Genomic DNA, 20,113 nt, shown 5'->3' with positions numbered 1-20,113 from the left:
GAGCACCATGGCCCACAATGAAACGTGGCATGAAACCCTTCATGCCGGTTTTGGCCAGTATTTTACGGTAGACAAAGAGCTGTACCGTGAAAAGACTGCGCATCAGGATTTAATCATTTTCGAAAATGCCGCGATGGGTCGCGTCATGGCGCTGGACGGTGTGGTTCAGACGACCGAGCGTGACGAATTTATCTATCATGAAATGATGACTCACGTTCCCCTGCTGGCGCATGGCGCCGCGAAGAGCGTGCTGATCATTGGCGGTGGTGACGGTGCGATGCTGCGTGAAGTGTCGCGTCATTCTCAGATCGAAAAGATTACCATGGTGGAGATCGATGCGGGCGTCGTGACCTTTTGCCGCCAGTACCTGCCGAACCACAGCGCAGGCGCCTACGACGATCCGCGCTTTACGCTGGTGATCGATGACGGGGTAAACTTCGTCAATCAGACGCAGGAAAAATTCGATGTGATCATCTCCGACTGTACCGATCCGATTGGTCCGGGCGAGAGTCTGTTCACCTCTGAATTTTATGCCGGCTGCAAAGCGGCCCTTAATGAAAATGGCATCTTTGTGGCACAGAATGGCGTCTGCTTCCTGCAGCAGGATGAGGCGGTGAACAGCCATCGCAAGCTGGGTCACTACTTTGCGGATGTCAGCTTCTATCAGGCGGCGATCCCGACCTACTACGGCGGCATCATGACGTTTGCCTGGGCGAGCGACAATCCGGCGCTGCGCCAACTGGATACCGCCACGCTACAGGCGCGTTTCGAGGCCGCTGGCCTGGCCTGCCGTTACTACACGCCAGCCATCCATACCGGCAGCTTTGCCCTGCCACAATATTTGTTGAATGCGCTGTCTGCCGCGTGCTGACAGCACATTTCTAAGGGGGTGAATGAAATTGCAAAAGCTAAAACTACATGGCTTCAACAACCTGACGAAAAGCCTGAGTTTTTGTATTTACGATATCTGCTATGCGAATACTGAAGCTGAACGCGATGGGTACATCGCCTATATCGATGAACAATATAACGCGAATCGCCTGACGGAGATCCTGACCGAGACCTGCTCCATCATCGGTGCCAACGTGCTGAACATCGCGCGTCAGGATTATGAGCCGCAGGGAGCCAGCGTCACGATTCTGGTCAGCGAAGAGCCGATCGATCCAAAAGATATCGATAACTCAGAACATCCGGGTCCCCTGCCCAACTCGGTGGTGGCCCATCTGGATAAGAGCCATATCTGCGTGCACACCTACCCGGAGAGCCACCCTGAAGGCGGACTCTGCACATTCCGCGCGGATATTGAAGTCTCAACCTGTGGCGTGATCTCACCGCTGAAAGCGCTGAACTACCTGATCCACCAGCTGGAGTCAGACATCGTCACCGTCGATTACCGGGTGCGCGGCTTTACCCGTGACGTGAAAGGGATGAAGCACTTTATCGACCACGAGATTAATTCGATTCAGAACTTCATGTCTGAGGATATGAAGGCGATGTATGACATGGTGGATGTGAACGTCTATCAGGAAAACATCTTCCACACCAAGATGTTGCTGAAAGAGTTTGAGCTGAAGCACTACCTGTTTAACACCCGTCCGGAAGATCTCAGCCCGCAGGAGCACAAACGCATCACCGACCTGCTGTGGAAAGAGATGCGTGAGATCTACTACGGCAGAAACATCCCTTCTGTTGGTCTGAAGACGCTGTAACACTCAGGCGCGCAGCGTTACCGGCGGTAACCTGCGCGTGCTATCTCTCAGGCCGTCAGCGCGAGCGCAATGCCGCGCTCGCGGAGCGTGCGGCAGACCGCGTCCTCTAAACCGCTGTCCGTCACCACATCGGTCAGCTCATCCAGCGGTGCCGCGCAGAACAGCGACCAGGAACCATATTTGCTGCTGTCCGCCAGCAGAACCCGGCGAGCCGCATTGGCTAGCAGGTCATGTTTCAGCCCCGCTTTCTCCTCGGTCGGCGTGGTGATGCCGCGCTCCAGGCTCCAGGAGTTACAGCTGACGAAGGCGATATCGGGATTGATGCTGCGCAGCAACCGGCGTCCATGTTCTCCCACGCAGGACTGACTGGAGTCATCAATCCGCCCGCCGATAATCGTCACTTCAATCTGCTTAAATTCTGACAGAAACAGCGCAATGTGCAGATCGGCCGTGATCACCCGCAGCGGCAGATGTGTCAGCTGACGCGCCAGTTCCAGCATGGTGGTGCCGGCATCCAGCACGATGGCATCGCCTGCCCGGACAAAGCTGGCGGCGCACTCCGCAATGGCCTGCTTCTCCGCCAGGTGACGCTGCATCTTCTCCAGGGTGGTCGGCTGGGCGGGAATAAACCGATTCAGAGTGACACCACCGTGACTGCGGCTGATCACGCCCTCTTTATCCAGCTTGATCAAATCACGGCGAATTGTGGCGGGTGAGGCGGAGATCGCACTGACCAGTTGCTCAACAGTCACCAGATTATGGCTTTTCAGATAATCCATAATCTGGTCAAGACGGCTCTGTCCCTTCATATTTCCCTATGCGAGCTGCATCGCGAGTTTGATGGAGATCGCCATGCTCTCAGACTTCGCTTTACCTGTCCAGGCGATATCAAAAGCGGTGCCGTGGTCCGCAGAGGTGCGGATAAACGGCAGGCCGGCGGTAATGTTGACACCGTCATAGAAGCCCAGCAGCTTCAGCGGGATATGCCCCTGATCGTGGTACATCGCGACCACCATGTCATAGTGCCCCTCCTGGCATTGCAGGAACACCGTGTCCGGCGGGCACGGCCCGGCGACATCAATCCCCTGCGCTTTCATCGCCTGAATGGCAGGTGCAACGGTGGTGATCTCCTCATCGCCAAACAGCCCGTTCTCTCCGGCATGGGGATTGACGCCCGCCACGGCGATGCGCGGAGCCTGATAACCGACGCGCCGCAGGAAAGTGTCCGCCATACCAATGACCGTTTTAATGCGCGACTGGTTCAGCGTGTCGAGGAACTTACGCAGGGCAATGTGGGTGGTGACGTGAATCACCTTCAGCTTATCGGTGTAGAGCACCATGGCGTAATCCCGGGTGTCGGTGAGGTGGGCCAGCAGCTCCGTGTGCCCCGGGTAGAGATGGCCGGCCGCATGCATCGCCTCTTTGTTCAGCGGCGCGGTGGCAATCGCCTGCACGTCGCCCGCCAGCGCCAGCGCCGTGGCACGTTTCACACAGCGCCACGCCAGATCGCCCGCCTCTTTCTGCACCACGCCGGGTTTCAGCGCGTCGGGGTCAGCCAGCGGCTCGTCAATCACGTTGATGATGCCGGGAGCAAAGCGTGCATCCTGCACCCGGTCAAGGACCCGCAGCTCGGCCTGGGGCGTAATGTTCATCGCCAGAATACGGCGCAGCGTACTGGCGCAGCCAATCACCACGGCAGGAATGCCATTCAGCTCACCTTCAGAGAGCGATTTAATGATGATTTCCGGGCTGATGCCCGCCGGGTCGCCCATGGTGATCGCAATAATTTTACTCACTCGACTTCTCCTCAATAAAATCAATGGCTGCTACCAGGGTGTTTTCATCACCAAAGCCACCCGCTTTGGTCATCACCGGCAGAGTAAATTCACTGTTAAGCAGAACCCCGTGCGGCACACAGCCCGCCACCAGACCCTGAATGGTAAAGCCGCTGGCACCCAGTGCCCCGGCGACGGCCATCGCCACATCCCCTCCCGACAGATAGAGCGCATGCGGCTGCGCACTCAGGCAGAGCCGGTAAGTGATCTCGCCGAGAAACTGGCAGATCGCCTCCCCCAGTTGCTGGCGCGTCATACTGAAGTGCTGACAGAGCTGCGCAATCTCGTGCCGCTGCGCCTCGTGCTGGCAGGTGGTGATCACCGTATGGCGACCGGCCCGCAGTGCCGCAGCCGCCTCGTCGATCCAGCGATCCCGATCGGGCCAGGCGGGCTGCCGGAACAGCTGCCGGATATCGATATCCACTCTTGCTGCGTCACGCCGACTGATCAGCGTGGCAACCTGCTGCTGCCCGCTCTCGCTCATCGATCCCACCACCGCCAGCACCGGCCGGGGCGTTCGCACCCGGAGCGCGGCGCCCAGCGCATCGCTTAATCCGGCGGCACCGACCAGCAGCGGCGTCTCGCGCAGCCGCGCAGCCGCGGCGATCAGTCGTGCCAGGTCCGCCCCGGTTTCGGCATCCACCACGACGATGCCGTGCGCCGCCGCCAGCACCGCATCAAGCCGGTCGCTGCGCAGCGTGGCAAGATCGAGCACGCTGCCGGCGATCTGCATCTGTTCGAGAACGCTGGCGCTGGCGATCGGGGTTTTCGGATCGCTGGCAAATTCGGTGTCCGTGAGCAGACGCTGATGGACCCGGACGTGACCTCCGCACGTGGTGCGGCCCAGTCGTGGCACCGCCGGTGCAACCAGCGCCAGCGTTTTCGCACTGGCCTTCAGTGCCGCCACCGTTTCAGCGCCGATATTGCCGCGCAGCGTGGAGTCGATCTTTTTGAACAGCCAGCCGTGCTGAAACTGCACCGCGAAGTGCCGCACCGCCTGCGTGACGCGCTCTGCCGCCTGGGTGGCGCTGATCGCCCGACTCTCCGTGCTGACGACCAGCACATCTGCCGTCTCTGGCAACGCGCCCCGGGTGTCGAACAGCACCTGAACGCCTGCGCCGGCCTGCGCCAGTCCGCTTCCCGCATCGTTGGCACCGGTAAAGTCATCGGCGATGACCAGTACCGGCGTTTTCCATAAAGATGAGCCCATCCTCACTCCTGTCAGGCAATTGCCGCTGCCATTGATTATATTCAATCATAATTGATTATATGTGAGCAACTTCAAATTAATCGAAATCGATATGCCCTATAAAATGAGCCATACAGAGTGACTGACCTCGCATTTAGATGAGCAAAGTTAATCATCTGCTCAGACGCGATCGATATAAGGGTATGAAATGAACATTAACAGCACGGTGATCAGCGGCTATCAGGCGTTAAACGACATGCGCTATCTGCTGGAGGGGGTTTCATCCGCGGTAGTGGTAACTGACCGGAACATTGAAGCGATTCCGGCTGTGCAGGCGCTGCTGGGGCAATTCCGGGAGCAGATCCCCCACATCAGCGTGGTGAACAGTGTTCCCCCCGAGCCGAGCCAGCATGATGTGGCCGCCCTTCTTGCCGCACTCACGTCGCGCAGGGCTGACATGGTGATCGGTATCGGCGGTGGCAGCGTGCTGGATGTGGCAAAGCTGCTGTCGGTGCTGTGCGTGGATGCGGCCCCGTCGCTGGAAGCCCTGCTGGCGGGGGAGAAACCGCAGCACCGCACCCGCTCCATGCTGATTCCGACCACCGCGGGTACCGGCTCAGAAGCCACGCCCAATGCGATTCTGGCGATCCCGGAGAAGGAGAACAAAGTCGGCATTATTTCCCCGATCATGCTGCCCGATGTCGTCGCGCTGGTGCCGGAACTCACCACCAGCATGCCCGCACACATCGCCTCCTCAACCGGTATTGATGCCCTCTGCCACCTGATCGAGTGCTTTACCGCCTGCGTCGCCAATCCGGTCAGCGATAACTATGCGCTGATCGGGATGAAGAAGCTGTTCGCCAATCTCGAAACCACCCTGCGGGAGCCGGAGAATCTGCAGGCACGACTGGAGATGTTGTGGGCCTCTTATTATGGCGGCGCGTCGATTGCCCATGCCGGCACGCATCTGGTGCACGCCCTCTCCTACCCGCTCGGCGGCAAATATCATCTGCCGCACGGCGTGGCGAATGCCATTCTGCTGGCCCCCTGCATGCGCTTTGTCCGTCCGGCGGCGGTGAGTAAATTCGCTCAGGCCTATGACCTGCTGCCCGATGCTGACCGCCGTTTAAGTGATGAAGCGAAATCCCATGCGCTGGTCGACTACTTCACCGCACTGGTGGCGCGTCTGCAGCTGCCTGCCAGTCTGGAAGCGCTGGGCATCGGCCCGGATCACCTGCCCTATCTGGTGGAAGCCGCGCTCGACGTGCAGCGCCTGATTAAAAATGTCCCGATGGCGGTCACCGCTGACGATGTGCGCGCGGTCTATCTGACCCTGTTTCCTTCCTGCCAGGCGTAATGAGGATTGTCATGAATAAGAAAATAAGCGGCGTACTGACCGCCATCGTCACCACCTTCGATCGTGACGGCGCTTTTGATCCGGTGAGACAGCGTGAGCAGGTCAGACGACAGCTCCGGGCCGGTAACGGCATCTTCTGCGGCGGCACCAACGGCGAATTCTTTGTGCTGAACGAGCAGGAAAAGCTCGCCGTCACCGCCACCTGCGTGGATGAAGTCAGCGGCCGCGCGGCGGTGGTGGCGCACATCGGCGAAATCTCGACGCGTGAAACGATCCGGCTCGGCACACAGATCGCCCGCCTGGGCGTGGATGCCGTCTCCGCGATCACCCCCTGGTTTGTGCCGCTGAAACAGCAGGAGCTGATCGATCACTACCGGCGCGTGGCTGACGCGCTGACGGTGCCGCTGTTCCTCTACAACATCCCGGCGCGCACCGGCAATACGCTGCAGCCGGAGACGGTGCGCACGCTGGCCGCCCATCCCAACATCATCGGCATCAAAGATTCGGCGGGCAGTTATGACAGCCTGCGCGGCTTCATGCAGGCCACCGCCGACTGTGACGGTTTTGATGTGCTGAATGGCCCCGACTCGCTGATCCATCAGGGTTTTGTTGAGGGCTGCTCCGCCGCCATTTCCGGGCTGGCCAACGTGGCCCCGGAGGCGATTAACGCTATCTGGGCGCGCTTCGCTGCCGGCGATATTGCCGGTTCGCAGCAGGCTCAGGAGAACGTCACCGGTCTGCGCACGGCGCTTTACAGCATCGGTTTCTCACCGGCCGCCGTGAAAAAAGCGGTCAGCCTGATGGGCTTCGAGGTGGGTGAAAGCCGCTATGCGGTGCAGTTCAGCGCCGAAGAGCAGCAGCAGATCCGTCAGATCGTCACCCACTACCTGCAATAAACGCCATCGCCTTTGTCTCCTACCGGTCAGATGAGAACGAACCTGATGGTCGCCATCTGCCAGCACAATCGAGGTTATGATGAACGCATTTTCAACTGAGAGCACCTTACTGATCGTAGGCATGGTGGTCGCCTATATCCTGTTCACCACCTGGCTGACCTGGCGGCTGCGCAGTAAAAGCAGCGGTGACTTTATGGAAGGCTCCCGCGCCATGCCCGCCTTTATCGTCGGCATCATGCTGATGTCGGAATATATCGGGGCAAAATCCACGATCGGCACTGCGCAGGCCGCCTTTGAAAATGGCTTCGCCGCTTCCTGGTCAGTGATCGGCGCGGCGATTGGCTTCCCGCTGTTTGGTCTGATCCTGGTGAAGCGCATCTACAACACCGGTAAGATCACCATCTCCGGGGCGATCGCCGAAAAATATGGCAGTTCGACCAAAAACATCATTTCGCTGATCATGATCTATGCGCTGCTGCTGGTGAACGTCGGCAACTACATCAGCGGCGCGGCGGCGATCTCTACCGTGCTGAAGATCGACCTGACCCAGGCGGCCTTTATTACCGCGGTGGTGAGTACCTTCTACTTCGCGTTTGGCGGCATGAAAGGAGTGGCCTGGGTGACGCTGCTGCACAGCGCCATTAAGTACATCGGGATCCTGATTATCCTCTACGTGGCGCTGAAGATGACCGGCGGCGTGGCCCCGATGATCGAGAAAATGCCCGCCTTCTACTGGACGTGGGATGGTCACGTCGGGGCCAGTACCATCGTGGCCTGGCTGATCGGAACCGTGGGCTCGATCTTCTGCACCCAGTTCGTGATCCAGGCGATCTCCTCAACCAAAGATGTCAAATCCGCTAAGCGTGCCACGTGGGTCGCCTTCTTCTTCTGCCTGCCTATCGGCCTGGCGATGGCACTGATCGGCGTGGCGGCGAAGTTTGCCCATCCCGACATCAAGAGCCTCTATGCCCTGCCGGTGTTTTTGCAGGATATGTCCCCCTGGCTGGCGGGCATCGTGACGACCTCGCTGGTGGCATCGATTTTCGTCAGCGTCGGCACCGTGGCGCTGGCGATCGCCTCGCTGGTAGTGAAAGATTTTTATGTCCCTTACCGTCACCCTACGCCAGAGCGCGAGTTCAAAGTGACGCGCTGGTTCTCGATTGCCATCGGCTTCTTTCCGCTGCTGTTTGTGCTGTTCTTCCCGGAAGTGCTGAAGCTCTCCTTCTTTACCCGCGCGATTCGCCTGTCGATCACCGTCGTGGCGATCATGGCGTTCTATCTGCCGTGGTTTAAGAGCACACGCGGCGCTAACGCCGGTCTGATTGGTTCCTGTCTGGTCACCTCCGTCTGGTTCCTGATGGGGAATCCGTTTGGCATCGATAATATGTATGTGGCGCTGGCCACGCCGGCGATCATTATGGTGATTGATCGCTGCATCCCGTCACGCCAGTCTCAGCCTCAACCGCAACGCAATGCACAAAAGAGTGGAGCCTAATATGACTCAGGAAACCGTCACCGCCGAACGTACCGGTCAGCTTGCGCCGCATCCGCAGGATAGCGCGCAGCAGGTTGCGATGCTGCCCTCCTCCTGCCCGCAAAACCATGCGGCTAACCTGCTGCCGCTGCCGGATGGCGATCTGCTCTGCGTCTGGTTTGGCGGCACCCAGGAGGGGATCGCCGATATCTCTGTCTGGTGTTCACGGCTGCAGAAAGGCAGCGATCGCTGGAGTGATGCGCAGAAACTCTCTGAGGATCCGACGCGGTCCGAGCAGAATCCGGTGCTGTTCCTCGATCCCGATCAGGTCCTGTGGCTGCTCTGGACGGCGCAGAAGTCCGGTAATCAGGACACCGCCATCGTGCGCTATCGTCAGTCTCACGATCTGGGCCGGAGCTGGGGCGCGATCGACACCCTGCTGGATAAGCCTGGCACCTTTATTCGTCAGCCGATCGTGGTGCTGCCGAATGGTAACTGGCTGCTGCCGGTCTTTTACTGCCTGACGCCGCCCGGTGAAAAATGGGTGGGTAACTATGATGTCAGCGCCGTGAAGATCTCGGAGGATAAAGGCCGGAGCTGGCGCGATGTCAGCGTGCCTGACAGCACCGGCTGCGTCCATATGAACGTCACCCTGCTGGAGGATGGCTCGCTGCTGGCGCTCTACCGCAGTCGCTGGGCCGATCACATCTACCAGAGCCGCTCGTTTGATCAGGGTGAGAGCTGGAGTGCACCCGAAGCGCTGTCGCTGCCAAATAACAACTCCTCTATTCAGGTCACGACGCTGCGCAACGGTCATCTGGCGCTGGTGTTTAACGCCATGAGTGCTGAAGGTGCCAGCGAACGTCGCCTGTCGCTCTATGACGAAATTGAAGATGATGAAGAGGACGGTGAGGTGGCGGTGGCCGCCGAAGCGGTGGTACACAGCGGCCGTACCGCCTTCTGGGGTGCGCCCCGTGCGCCCATGACACTGGCGATCTCAACCGATGGCGGCAAAAGCTGGCCGCTGCAGCGCAATCTGGACGAAGGCGATGGCTACTGTATGACCAATAACTCGCAGCAGAAGTTAAACCGTGAGTTCTCCTATCCCAGCATCAAAGAGGGTCTGCATGGCGAACTGCATATCGCCTATACCTGGTATCGTCAGGCGATCAAATATGTGCGGATTGAGGAGTCATGGGTGCAGGGAGGTGACGCGTGAATGAACGGATGGCGCTGGTGACCGGTGCCAGCTCCGGCATCGGTCAGGCGATTTGTGACCGCTTACTGAGTGACGGCTGGCAGGTGATCGGCCTGAGCCGTTCGGCGGTCAGCCGCACAGAACCGGGCTGGCAGAGCAATCAGATCGATATCAGTGACAGCGCTGCCCTGCAGGCGCTGCTGGAACAACTGCCTGTGCCGCAGGCGGTGATCCATGCCGCGGGGATGATGCAGGCCGCGCCGCTGGGGGAACTGGATTTGGCGGCCAGCGCCCGTCTGTGGCAGCTGCACGTGGCCGCTGCGGAACAGCTGGCGAACCATTTTGCGCCGCGGATGGCGGCAGGCGGGAGAGTGCTGCTGCTGGGGAGCCGTACGTCAGGCGGTGCCGCAGGCCGCAGTCAGTACGTGGCGACCAAATCAGCGATGATCGGCATGGTGCGCAGCTGGGCGGCAGAACTGGCTCCGCGTGGCATTACCGCCAATATCGTGTCCCCCGGTGCGACCGAAACACCGATGCTGCACCAGCCGGGCCGCGCCAGTTCACCGCCGCGCCTGCCGCCGATAGGCCGCTATATTCAGCCGCAGGAAGTGGCCGATCTGGTGGCGTTCCTGGTCTCTCCCTCAGCAGCGGCAATCACCGGCCAGCAACTGGTGATCTGCGGTGGCGCCTCGCTGAGCTAACCTGCCCCGGCCGCCGGGCGGTTTCACATCCCGGCCAGACGTGAAGCGCCACCTGTCCGGCATTTAGCGCCGGACGGGATTGCCATACTGGTTCACAAACTGGCGGTACGCGGCGATGACCAGCAGAAAATCTTCAATGCCGCAGAATGAGAGGCTCTCTTCGTCGTAGTAGTTCATCCCCTCCTCCATGCCGTCATCTTCCAGCGCCAGCAGGTTAGCGCGAATCATCACCTCCTCCTCATCCACCAGGATGGTGTATTCGCTGCCGATGCGCTGCCACTGTCGCACACTGCCCTTGACGTCTTCGATAGCGGCTTCGACTTCATCCAGCAGACCCGGATCGTTTTTCACCTCTTCGTTGAACCAGTGGCCGACCGCTTCATGATCCATCGACATGCGGACCTTAATCTGTCCGGTCACATCGCGTAAAAATTCATATTCCATCGCCCGTTCCTCTCAACGTCGTCGCGTCACTCAATGAGTGTCACGGCTGGCTTTGCAGCATAATGTGACACGTCGCGCATTATTACAGGCTGTCAGGCGAAATCCAGCTTTTGATCGTGCCGGTGACCGGCGCGAAGACGAAAAAAAGGGGCGAATCATCGCCCCTTATGCATGCTTACAAGGTGAAGGATCAGACTGCGGTCTGGAAAATCACGCCTTCCGCTTTGTCGGTGTACTGCGCCAGCTGGTCGAAGTTGAGATAGCGATAGGTGTCGCTGGCCGTTTTATCGACCTGCGCCATAAATTGCTGATACTCATCAGGCGTGGGCAGCCGGCCCAGCAGTGACGCAACGGCAGCCAGCTCGGCAGACGCCAGATAGACGTTTGCGCCGGTACCCAGACGGTTCGGGAAGTTACGGGTCGAGGTGGAAACCACTGTCGAACCGTCTGCCACACGTGCCTGGTTACCCATGCAGAGTGAACAGCCCGGGATCTCGATACGCGCACCGCTTTTACCGAAGACGCTGTAGTAGCCCTCTTCGGTCAGCTGTGCGGCATCCATCTTGGTTGGCGGTGCCACCCACAGACGGGTTGGCAGCTGACCTTTGTGGCTGTCCAGCAGCTTACCGGCAGCACGGAAGTGACCGATGTTGGTCATGCACGAGCCGATAAACACTTCGTCGATCTTCTCGCCCTGAACGTCCGAGAGCAGACGGGCATCGTCTGGATCGTTAGGGGCACAGAGGATCGGCTCTTTGATATCAGCCAGATCGATCTCGATCACGGCGGCGTATTCCGCATCCGCATCGGCTTCCAGCAGCTGAGGATCGGCCAGCCATTTCTCCATGCTCTCCACGCGACGCTCCAGCGTACGACGATCGCCGTAACCTTCTGCGATCATCCACTTCAGCAGCACGATATTGGAGTTGAGATATTCGATGATTGGCGCTTTATCCAGCTTGATGGTACAGCCCGCCGCAGAACGCTCTGCTGACGCATCGGACAGCTCAAACGCCTGCTCAACTTTCAGATCCGGCAGACCTTCAATCTCCAGGATGCGACCAGAGAAGATGTTTTTCTTACCTTTCTTCTCAACGGTCAGCAGGCCCTGTTTGATGGCATAAAGCGGAATGGCGTGAACCAGATCGCGCAGCGTAATACCGGGTTCCATCTTGCCTTTGAAGCGCACCAGGACCGATTCCGGCATGTCGAGCGGCATGACGCCCGTTGCCGCGGCAAACGCCACCAGGCCCGAACCGGCCGGGAAAGAGATACCGATAGGGAAACGGGTATGGGAGTCACCGCCGGTTCCTACGGTATCCGGCAGCAGCATACGGTTCAGCCAGCTGTGAATAATGCCGTCACCCGGACGCAGTGAGACACCGCCACGGTTCATGATGAAATCTGGCAGCGTGTGGTGCGTGTTCACATCGACCGGCTTAGGATAGGCGGCGGTGTGGCAGAAGGACTGCATCACCAGATCGGTCGAGAAGCCCAGGCAAGCCAGATCTTTCAGCTCGTCACGGGTCATCGGACCGGTGGTATCCTGCGATCCCACGGAGGTCATCTTCGGTTCGCAATACGCGCCCGGACGCACACCGGTTACGCCACAGGCGCGGCCGACCATTTTCTGCGCCAGTGAGAAGCCACGGGTGCTCTCCGCAACATCTTTCGCCTGACGGAATACGGTGCTGTGCGGCAGACCCAGCGACTCGCGCGCTTTGGTGGTCAGGCCACGGCCGATGATCAGCGGAATACGGCCACCGGCGCGCACTTCGTCAATCAGCACTTCGGTTTTCAGTTCGAAGCTGGCCAGCAGGTCATTGGTTTCGTGTTTACGCACTTCACCTTTGTAGGGGTAGATGTCGATCACATCGCCCATGTTCAGGTCGTTGACGTCCACTTCAATCGGCAGTGCGCCCGCATCTTCCATGGTGTTGAAGAAGATAGGCGCAATTTTGCTGCCCAGCACCACGCCGCCGCCTTTTTTGTTTGGCACGTTCGGGATGTCGTCGCCCATGAACCACAGCACCGAGTTGGTGGCGGATTTACGGGATGAGCCGGTTCCGACCACGTCACCGACGTAAGCCAGCGGATAGCCTTTGGCCTGCAGCGCTGCGATCTGTTTGATCGGGCCGATATTGCCCGGCTCATCCGGCTCAATGCCTTCGCGGGCATTTTTCAGCATCGCCAGAGCGTGCAGCGGGATGTCAGGACGTGACCAGGCATCCGGGGCCGGAGAGAGGTCGTCGGTGTTGGTTTCGCCCGTTACCTTGAATACCGTGACCGTGATCTTTTCGGCCAGCTCAGGACGTGACAGATACCATTCCGCATCGGCCCAGGATTGCATGACCTGCTTCGCGTATTCATTGCCCGCTTTGGCTTTCTCTTCGACATCATAGAAGTTGTCGAACATCAGCAGGGTGTGTGAAAGGGCTTTGGCCGCGATGGGGGCCAGTCGGCTGTCGTCCAGCGCCTCGATCAACGGATGAATGTTATAACCGCCCTGCATGGTACCGAGCAGTTCGACCGCTTTTTCAGGAGAGATCAGAGGAGAGGTTGCTTCGCCTTTGGCAACAGCCGCCAGGAAACCGGCTTTGACATACGCCGCTTCATCGACGCCAGGTGGGACTCGGTTGACCAGTAAATCGGTCAGAAATTCTTCTTCACCCGCAGGTGGATTTTTCAGCAGTTCAACCAGCGCGGCCATCTGGGAAGCCTCTAAAGGCTTAGGAACAATTCCCTGGGCAGCACGCTCGGCAACGTGCTTACGGTATTCTTCTAGCACGACGTTATCCTCGCTCTCATTATGTAGGGCTTTCCGACCACCTTGCTCACTTATGGAGAACAACCTTCCCTTTTCTTGTCCAGGTTGAGGTGCCCGGTTTCGCGGAGGGCAGAATAGCAGGATTTCGTCTGTTTGTTAATCTGTTTACAAAAATACAACATAATCGACTACGCCCATTCTGCCTGTCCGGTTCGCCGTCTGCGCGGGCTGACTGTGCGTAAACGGACGGTCCCGAGCGTACCGCATGCCGGGGAAAATAGCCCTGGAAAATGTCTGGTTTATCGCGGTTTAAGAGAAGTATCAGGGCAGAATCGATAACGGGCAGGAATAGAAAGGTGCGGTTTGCAGGACTGGCCAACGATGCCACCGGCCAGACACAGCGGCGCAGAAGAGGCCTTAATGGCCTCTTCTGCCTGCTATCAGTTTTTCAGATTTTCCGGGAAGTCAGCGGGCAGCTGATCGGGCGGGCAGTCGATCACGCTTTCGTTATTTTCGCCCACATCGCGGATCACGGTCAGCGTCGCGAACTCGTCAATGACTTCGGTTGGGTAAGCCGGACCTGCTTCGCGGAAGGCAGCCATCTCTTCCAGATGGTCATTCTGGAAACAGACGGTTTTTTCCGGATTATTCATTACCCAGCGCGGGAAGAAGATGGTGCCGTGGAAGATTTTATCCGCCAGGTTGACGGCCAGGCTGACATCGGTGCCGGTAGGTTCAGTCCAGGAAACTTTATAGACATCCTGCGCCAGACGGACGACATAGACATGCTGGTTTTTAACCCAGCGATTACCCACCATGCCGCTGTGGATGCGATAGTCGATAGTGCTGGCATTTTTGATGTAGAGCTCGTAATTCCAGCCGTTGTCGTAGGTGTAAACCAGGTGTTTGCCAACGATGCCTGACAGATCATGTTTATCAAAAGTGCTCATGGTCAATTCCTCATTTATTTGCCTTGAGGAGATTATTACGCGTTACAGATGAGATGAATAACGCTATTTTTAGCACTGAATAATCCAATTTTTCGATGAGTTGCCATGTATAAGACGACACTGGAACAGTGGGCGCTGCTCGACGCGGTGGTGAATGAAGGAAGCTTTGCGCTGGCCGCAGAAAAGCATCATCGCAGCCAGTCTTCACTGAGCTATCAGCTTAGCCTGCTTCAGCAGCGGCTGGGTCTGACACTGCTGCAACAGGAGGGGCGTCGCGCCGTCCTCACTGCCGAGGGACATCAGCTACTGGCTCAGGTTCGTCCATTGCTGGAGGGATTCAGCGCGCTTGAAGCTAAGGCGCATGCGCTGCAGCGGGGTGAACGTTCGCGCATCGATCTGATGGTGGACGCGACGCTGCCTAAACCTCTGCTGTTTGATGTGCTGCAGACCTTTCAGCAGCACTACCCCCATGTCCGCATCTGGTTCAGCGAAATTGTTCGCAGCGAAACGCCGGAAAGGCTGGCTGAGCAGCAGGCTGACCTCTGGCTGGTTGCGCAATATGGCGATGCCCCTGTTGCCGGCGAGAGCCTGATGAGCGTCGATTTCGTGGCCGTTGCCCATCGTGATCATCCGCTGCACACTGAACCTGCCCCGCTGAGTGCCACCACGCTGGCTCGCTGGCCCTGCATCACCATCCTGGATCGGCAGCAACAGCAGCAATCCGAGGTCAGTGGCGATCAGGCGGAGAACTGGTCCTTCACGACGCTCTCCGCCGCGATTGAAGCAGTCCAGCATCAGCTGGGCTATGGCTGGTTACCGGAACAGAATATCGCCGGGCTGCTAAAGAGCGGTGAACTGCGCCCCCTGCCGCTGTTGCAGGGCCGCCGACGCAGCAGTTCGCTGGTGATGTATATCAATGAAGAGAGGCTGCCCGGCAACAATGCCATTGCTGAACTGGCGCAGATGTTTGTGGAGCGGGTGGCGCAGGAGAAGCGCATAGCTGAGCGCTGAGGAGGCTGAGTTTGTTTCCGTTGACGCGGGGAACATGCAAAAAAACGTATTCCAAAGATGAAGCTGCGGTTTATCCCCCTAAAGCGTGGAACACCAGCGCAGAACGCTATCTATAGCATAACGATGGCTTCAGTTGCTGGCCGGACGCTTACGAACTCATTAATAGCAGGAAGGTTAGCAACTACCATTGCGCAGCGTAGCTCGTTCCTTGTTGCGGTCAGAGGTGGTCTGATTGGTAATGCCCTGCTTATTGGTGGCATGACAGAGAGATGTATCTATACCTCTGAAAAGCTGCAAAAGAGCAATCCTGAAGTCTATAACGCATTACGCGTGAGGAACTATGATTTACTCTACTTCCTACCTGAGCCAGCTCTGAACCCGTTCTTAGAAGCTCTCTATGTGAAGCGAACGCAAGGGCAACCGGCTTTTGAACGGATCATTGAAATGGTAGAGAAGGAGGTAAACGCTAATGCGAGATAATGAGTCTACCAAGCTGAGCTTAGGTAAACGCATCATGTATAGCCTTATAGAGGTGTCAGGTGCGATCATAGGCGGGTTACTGCTACTTCTGTGCTGCTACTGGTTCTTTCACTATGAAACCTGGCATGAGCGGCTGATGGCGATTGGTCTGTCTATCGGGGTTGTCTATCTGATAGGTAAGGTCTTACCTGAACGGCCAAATCAGTAAGTCCCTCATGGGGCTATACTCAGTTTTATCAGCTCAGACTTCATCTGAAAGTTACCCGTTATTTATACAGGTATTTATCAGAGTGCATTTGGATTGCATTCTTCTCAGCCCAGAGGCTTTTTCCATCAGGTAATATTTCCATAAGCGTCCGGCCAGGGCACATTTTCCCCTGATGAGTTCGCTGATTATTAAGTGAGCCAGCCAGTCATCAAGATCAAATTTTAATGTGTCGGGTTCACCATACCGCTTTTGCGGAACGTCACCTTCCTGCAATATCGACATGTGGAAGCGCATCGCAGATGCCGTTCGTCTGTAGTGACATCGCTTTGGTCTTCGTATAATCCAGGCCAAAAAAAGCCTCCATATTGGAGGCTTTTTCGTCAGCAGCGGAAACTTACTTCTTCTTCGCTTTCGCGTTAGGCAGATCGGTGATGCTGCCTTCGAAGATTTCTGCTGCCAGACCGACTGACTCATGCAGGGTCGGGTGAGCATGGATGGTCAGCGCGATATCTTCCGCATCACAACCCATCTCAATCGCCAGACCGATTTCGCCTAACAGCTCGCCGCCGTTAGTGCCGACAATCGCGCCACCGATAACACGGTGCGTCTCTTTGTCGAAAATCAGTTTGGTCATACCGTCTGCACAATCTGAAGCGATAGCACGGCCAGAGGCAGCCCACGGGAAGGTGGAGGTCTCGTAGCTGATGCCCTTCTCTTTCGCTTCTTTCTCGGTCAGACCAACCCAGGCAACTTCTGGCTCAGTATAGGCAATGGATGGGATCACTTTCGGGTCGAAGTAGTGCTTCAGACCGGAGATCACTTCCGCCGCAACGTGGCCTTCGTGCACGCCTTTGTGCGCCAGCATTGGCTGACCGACGATGTCGCCGATAGCATAGATGTGTGGCACGTTGGTACGCATCTGCTTGTCGACACGGATAAAGCCGCGATCGTCCACTTCCACGCCCGCTTTACCGGCATCCAGACCTTTACCGTTCGGCACACGACCGATAGCCACCAGCACGGCGTCATAACGCTGCGCTTCACCCGGTGCCTTTTTGCCTTCCATTGAAACGTAAATGCCATCGTCTTTTGCTTCAACGGCGGTCACTTTGGTTTCCAGCATCAGGTTGAACTTCTTGCTGATTTTCTTGGTAAAGACTTTGACGACATCTTTATCCGCAGCCGGGATAACCTGGTCAAACATCTCAACCACATCGATCTCTGAACCCAGCGCATGATACACCGTCGCCATTTCCAGACCGATGATACCGCCGCCCATAACCAGCAGACGCTTCGGCACTTCTTTCAGTTCCAGCGCATCGGTTGAATCCCAGACGCGGGGATCGTCATGAGGAATGAAAGGCAGTTCGATTGGGCGTGAACCCGCAGCGATGATGGCGTTATCGAAGTTGATGGTGGTCGCGCCGCCTTCACCTTCCACCACCAGGGTGTTAGCACCGGTGAATTTGCCGAGGCCATTAACCACTTTGACTTTACGACCTTTTGCCATTCCTGACAGGCCGCCAGTCAACTGGTTAATCACCTTCTCTTTCCAGCTGCGAATCTTGTTGATATCAGTAGAGGGCTGACCAAACACAATGCCATGCTCTTCAAGGGCTTTCGCCTCTTCGATCACTTTGGCAACGTGCAGCAGCGCTTTAGAGGGGATACAACCGACGTTCAGACACACACCACCAAGGGTGCTGTAACGCTCTACCAGTACGGTTTCCAGACCTAAATCCGCACAACGGAAGGCTGCAGAGTAACCTGCAGGACCTGCCCCAAGTACCACGACCTGGGTTTTAATCTCTGTACTCATCATGACCTCTTATTTGATATCCGGCGGGTCAGACGTTCTTATAATGCCCTTGTTCCACCGGGACTTTCACCGCAAGAGTTTACAGAATTGTTAACAAACTGCCAACCGTGACGCGACGAAACGTTAAAGGAAGGCCGGCATCCGCCGGCCTTCTTCACATTTACATAACTAAACGACGTATGTCAGAGAGCATATTGCCAATAATGGTGATGAATCTTGCACCATCAGCTCCGTCGATCACGCGGTGGTCGAAGGAGAGAGAGATTGGCATCATCAGACGCGGCGCAAACTCTTTACCGTTCCACACCGGCTCCATCGCCGATTTAGAGACACCCAGGATAGCCACTTCCGGCGCGTTAACAATCGGCGCGAAGTGCGTGGTTCCCAGGCCGCCCAGGCTGGAGATGGTGAAGCATCCGCCCTGCATATCGCCCGCGGTCAGCTTACCGTCACGCGCTTTCTTCGACACCGCCATCAGCTCACGCGACAGCTCGGTAATGCCCTTTTTGTTCACGTCTTTGAAGACCGGAACCACCAGGCCATTTGGCGTATCGACCGCCACACCGATGTTGATATATTTCTTCAGCGTCAGCTTCTGCGCATCTTCGGAAAGCGAGCTGTTGAAGCGTGGCATCTGCTCAAGCGCGGCAGCGACAGCTTTCATGATGAACACCACCGGGGTGTACTTCACATCCAGCTTACGCTTCTCTGCTTCGGCATTCTGCTGCTTACGGAACGCTTCCAGATCGGTGATATCGGTTTTGTCGAAATGCGTAACGTGCGGGATCATCACCCAGTTACGGCTCAGGTTCGCACCCGAAATTTTCTGGATACGACCCAGTTCGACTTCTTCGACTTCACCGAACTTGCTGAAGTCCACTTTCGGCCATGGCAGCATGCCTGGCAGGCCGCCACCGCTTGCCGCAGCCGGTGCCGCCTCAGCGCGTTTCACCGCCTCTTTCACGTAAGTCTGCACGTCTTCTTTCAGAATGCGACCTTTACGGCCGGTGCCTTTGACTTTCGCCAGGTTCACACCGAACTCACGCGCCAGGCGACGGATCACCGGGGTAGCGTGAACGTACGCATCGTTCTCGGCAAACTCACCTTTGCTGTCCGCTTTGGCTGCCGGAGCAGGCGCCGCAGATTTAGCTTCAGGTTTCGCAGCCGGGGCCGGTGCGGCTTCCTGCTTCGCTGCCGCCGGGGCCGGTGCGGCACCTTCGACTTCAAACACCATGAGCAGTGATCCGGTGCTGACTTTGTCGCCGGTCGCCACTTTCAGCTCTTTGACGGTACCCGCGAATGGCGCAGGCACTTCCATTGACGCTTTATCGCCTTCCACCACGATCAGTGACTGCTCAGCGTCAACTTTGTCGCCCACTTTCACGAGGATCTCGGTGACTTCGACTTCATCACCGCCGATGTCCGGGACGTTAACCTCTTTTGCGCCTGCCGCTGCGGCGGGTGCCGATGCCGCTTCTTCTTTCAGTTCTGGCTTCGCGTCAGCGGCCGGTGCAGCCCCTTCCGCTTCAAAGACCATGATGGCAGAACCGGTGCTGACTTTATCGCCGGTCGCAATGGTGATCTCTTTAACCACACCCGCGAACGGAGCCGGCACTTCCATTGACGCTTTATCACCTTCCACCACAATCAGTGACTGTTCGGCTTCAACTTTATCGCCAACCTTCACCAGAATCTCAGTGACTTCAACTTCGTCACCGCCTATATCCGGCACACCCACTTCTTTGCTGGCGGTGGCGGCTGCCGCGGCGGGTGCAGGTGCTGCGTCCGCTTTCTTCTCTTCGGTGGCGGCAGGTGCCGCTTCTGCGGCCCCTTCTGCGTCAAACACCATGATCAGCGAGCCGGTTTCTACTTTGTCACCGGTGGCGATTTTGATCTCTTTCACTACGCCAGCCTGCGGGGAAGGCACTTCCATTGAGGCTTTGTCGCCTTCCACGGTGATCAGCGACTGCTCGGCTTCCACCTTGTCGCCAACTTTCACCAGAATCTCGGTGACTTCAACTTCGTCAGACCCGATATCCGGTACCTTAATTTCGATAGCCATTACTCTCTTACCT

16 protein-coding genes and 2 pseudogenes are annotated in these 20,113 nt (G+C 57.5%); 9 read left to right on the top strand and 9 right to left on the bottom strand.

Going from position 1 to position 20,113, the window contains the following annotated elements; genetic code table 11:
• Positions 1 to 7 precede the first annotated feature (7 nt).
• Together speE and speD are read left to right on the top strand one after the other, a co-directional pair.
• Positions 8 to 871, top strand: coding sequence for a polyamine aminopropyltransferase (speE, locus tag AC6I7A_RS03370; RefSeq protein WP_058957909.1), 864 nt, complete (start codon positions 8 to 10; stop codon positions 869 to 871).
• Between the two features lie 22 nt (positions 872 to 893).
• Entirely contained in the window at positions 894 to 1,709 is an 816-nt protein-coding gene (gene speD / locus AC6I7A_RS03365) for an adenosylmethionine decarboxylase (protein WP_009092072.1), read from the top strand.
• 47 nt (positions 1,710 to 1,756) lie between these two features.
• Here the strand turns inward: speD and AC6I7A_RS03360 are convergent, their stop codons facing one another.
• From AC6I7A_RS03360 to dtnK, 3 genes are read right to left on the bottom strand one after another with little or no spacing between them, the layout of a single operon-like run.
• Complete coding sequence (locus tag AC6I7A_RS03360) at positions 1,757 to 2,518, bottom strand: DeoR/GlpR family DNA-binding transcription regulator (RefSeq protein ID WP_046101239.1); 762 nt, start codon at positions 2,516 to 2,518, stop codon at positions 1,757 to 1,759.
• Positions 2,519 to 2,524: 6 nt separating this feature from the next.
• A complete protein-coding gene (locus AC6I7A_RS03355; RefSeq protein ID WP_058957908.1) occupies positions 2,525 to 3,505 on the bottom strand; it encodes a D-threonate 4-phosphate dehydrogenase in 981 nt (326 codons plus the stop codon).
• The gene (gene dtnK / locus AC6I7A_RS03350) at positions 3,498 to 4,754 is read right to left on the bottom strand and encodes a D-threonate kinase (RefSeq protein ID WP_058957907.1); all 1,257 of its coding nucleotides are present in this window, start codon (positions 4,752 to 4,754) and stop codon (positions 3,498 to 3,500) included. The genes AC6I7A_RS03355 and dtnK overlap by 8 nt, the downstream gene beginning before the upstream one ends.
• A gap of 187 nt (positions 4,755 to 4,941) precedes the next feature.
• Here dtnK and AC6I7A_RS03345 point away from each other — a divergent pair, with 187 nt between their 5' ends.
• The 5 genes from AC6I7A_RS03345 (at position 4,942) to AC6I7A_RS03325 (ending at position 10,359) form a co-directional block, all read left to right on the top strand.
• On the top strand, positions 4,942 to 6,090 hold the full coding sequence (locus AC6I7A_RS03345) for an iron-containing alcohol dehydrogenase (RefSeq protein ID WP_058957906.1): 1,149 nt from the start codon (positions 4,942 to 4,944) through the stop codon (positions 6,088 to 6,090).
• Positions 6,091 to 6,101: 11 nt separating this feature from the next.
• Positions 6,102 to 6,986, top strand: coding sequence for a dihydrodipicolinate synthase family protein (locus tag AC6I7A_RS03340; protein WP_058957905.1), 885 nt, complete (start codon positions 6,102 to 6,104; stop codon positions 6,984 to 6,986).
• Between the two features lie 79 nt (positions 6,987 to 7,065).
• Positions 7,066 to 8,481, top strand: a complete 1,416-nt coding sequence (locus AC6I7A_RS03335; protein ID WP_009092082.1) for a sodium:solute symporter family protein — start codon at positions 7,066 to 7,068, stop codon at positions 8,479 to 8,481.
• Between the two features lies 1 nt (position 8,482).
• Positions 8,483 to 9,679 (top strand): sialidase family protein, encoded by a 1,197-nt coding sequence (locus AC6I7A_RS03330; protein WP_058957904.1) that lies wholly within the window; start codon positions 8,483 to 8,485, stop codon positions 9,677 to 9,679.
• An 8-nt stretch (positions 9,680 to 9,687) separates the two neighbouring features.
• Positions 9,688 to 10,359, top strand: a complete 672-nt coding sequence (locus AC6I7A_RS03325) for an SDR family oxidoreductase (RefSeq protein WP_058957915.1) — start codon at positions 9,688 to 9,690, stop codon at positions 10,357 to 10,359.
• Between the two features lie 63 nt (positions 10,360 to 10,422).
• On the opposite strand, the gene yacL is transcribed toward AC6I7A_RS03325, so the two are convergent.
• The 3 genes from yacL to AC6I7A_RS03310 form a co-directional block, all read right to left on the bottom strand.
• Positions 10,423 to 10,803 carry a protein YacL gene (gene yacL, locus AC6I7A_RS03320; protein ID WP_009092085.1) on the bottom strand — a complete coding sequence of 127 codons (381 nt, stop codon included), beginning with the start codon at positions 10,801 to 10,803 and terminating at the stop codon, positions 10,423 to 10,425.
• 190 nt (positions 10,804 to 10,993) lie between these two features.
• Complete coding sequence (gene acnB, locus AC6I7A_RS03315; protein WP_153009218.1) at positions 10,994 to 13,591, bottom strand: bifunctional aconitate hydratase 2/2-methylisocitrate dehydratase; 2,598 nt, start codon at positions 13,589 to 13,591, stop codon at positions 10,994 to 10,996.
• Positions 13,592 to 14,010: 419 nt separating this feature from the next.
• Positions 14,011 to 14,520, bottom strand: a complete 510-nt coding sequence (locus AC6I7A_RS03310; RefSeq protein WP_009092087.1) for a phenolic acid decarboxylase — start codon at positions 14,518 to 14,520, stop codon at positions 14,011 to 14,013.
• Between the two features lie 105 nt (positions 14,521 to 14,625).
• Here AC6I7A_RS03310 and AC6I7A_RS03305 point away from each other — a divergent pair, with 105 nt between their 5' ends.
• Both AC6I7A_RS03305 and AC6I7A_RS03300 read left to right on the top strand, forming a co-directional pair.
• Positions 14,626 to 15,531, top strand: coding sequence for a LysR family transcriptional regulator (locus tag AC6I7A_RS03305; protein ID WP_058957902.1), 906 nt, complete (start codon positions 14,626 to 14,628; stop codon positions 15,529 to 15,531).
• A gap of 99 nt (positions 15,532 to 15,630) precedes the next feature.
• Positions 15,631 to 16,011 (top strand): annotated as a pseudogene (locus tag AC6I7A_RS03300) (Ssp6 family T6SS pore-forming effector); the annotation flags it as partial.
• A 266-nt stretch (positions 16,012 to 16,277) separates the two neighbouring features.
• Here the strand turns inward: AC6I7A_RS03300 and AC6I7A_RS03295 are convergent.
• The 3 genes and pseudogenes from AC6I7A_RS03295 to aceF form a co-directional block, all read right to left on the bottom strand.
• Positions 16,278 to 16,565 (bottom strand): annotated as a pseudogene (locus tag AC6I7A_RS03295) (IS481 family transposase); the annotation flags it as partial.
• A gap of 48 nt (positions 16,566 to 16,613) precedes the next feature.
• Positions 16,614 to 18,038: a dihydrolipoyl dehydrogenase gene (lpdA, locus tag AC6I7A_RS03290; RefSeq protein ID WP_046101230.1), complete on the bottom strand. Its 1,425-nt coding sequence runs from the start codon at positions 18,036 to 18,038 to the stop codon at positions 16,614 to 16,616.
• A gap of 160 nt (positions 18,039 to 18,198) precedes the next feature.
• Complete coding sequence (gene aceF / locus AC6I7A_RS03285; protein WP_058957899.1) at positions 18,199 to 20,100, bottom strand: pyruvate dehydrogenase complex dihydrolipoyllysine-residue acetyltransferase; 1,902 nt, start codon at positions 20,098 to 20,100, stop codon at positions 18,199 to 18,201.
• Positions 20,101 to 20,113: the final 13 nt, after the last annotated feature.

The sequence above is a fragment of the Type-F symbiont of Plautia stali genome, assembly GCF_059731105.1.
This window is presented reverse-complemented; position numbering and strand designations above follow the sequence as displayed.

Bases quoted from the DNA above. Each gene is read 5' to 3' on its own strand.
- speE (WP_058957909.1), top strand. From the start codon at position 8: ATGGCCCACAATGAAACGTGGCATGAAACCCTTCATGCCGGTTTTGGC.
- speD (WP_009092072.1), top strand. From the start codon at position 894: ATGAAATTGCAAAAGCTAAAACTACATGGCTTCAACAACCTGACGAAA.
- AC6I7A_RS03360 (WP_046101239.1), bottom strand. From the start codon at position 2,518: ATGAAGGGACAGAGCCGTCTTGACCAGATTATGGATTATCTGAAAAGC.
- dtnK (WP_058957907.1), bottom strand. From the start codon at position 4,754: ATGGGCTCATCTTTATGGAAAACGCCGGTACTGGTCATCGCCGATGAC.
- AC6I7A_RS03345 (WP_058957906.1), top strand. From the start codon at position 4,942: ATGAACATTAACAGCACGGTGATCAGCGGCTATCAGGCGTTAAACGAC.
- AC6I7A_RS03340 (WP_058957905.1), top strand. From the start codon at position 6,102: ATGAATAAGAAAATAAGCGGCGTACTGACCGCCATCGTCACCACCTTC.
- AC6I7A_RS03335 (WP_009092082.1), top strand. From the start codon at position 7,066: ATGAACGCATTTTCAACTGAGAGCACCTTACTGATCGTAGGCATGGTG.
- AC6I7A_RS03330 (WP_058957904.1), top strand. From the start codon at position 8,483: ATGACTCAGGAAACCGTCACCGCCGAACGTACCGGTCAGCTTGCGCCG.
- AC6I7A_RS03325 (WP_058957915.1), top strand. From the start codon at position 9,688: ATGGCGCTGGTGACCGGTGCCAGCTCCGGCATCGGTCAGGCGATTTGT.
- yacL (WP_009092085.1), bottom strand. From the start codon at position 10,803: ATGGAATATGAATTTTTACGCGATGTGACCGGACAGATTAAGGTCCGC.
- AC6I7A_RS03310 (WP_009092087.1), bottom strand. From the start codon at position 14,520: ATGAGCACTTTTGATAAACATGATCTGTCAGGCATCGTTGGCAAACAC.
- AC6I7A_RS03305 (WP_058957902.1), top strand. From the start codon at position 14,626: ATGTATAAGACGACACTGGAACAGTGGGCGCTGCTCGACGCGGTGGTG.
- lpdA (WP_046101230.1), bottom strand. From the start codon at position 18,038: ATGAGTACAGAGATTAAAACCCAGGTCGTGGTACTTGGGGCAGGTCCT.
- aceF (WP_058957899.1), bottom strand. From the start codon at position 20,100: ATGGCTATCGAAATTAAGGTACCGGATATCGGGTCTGACGAAGTTGAA.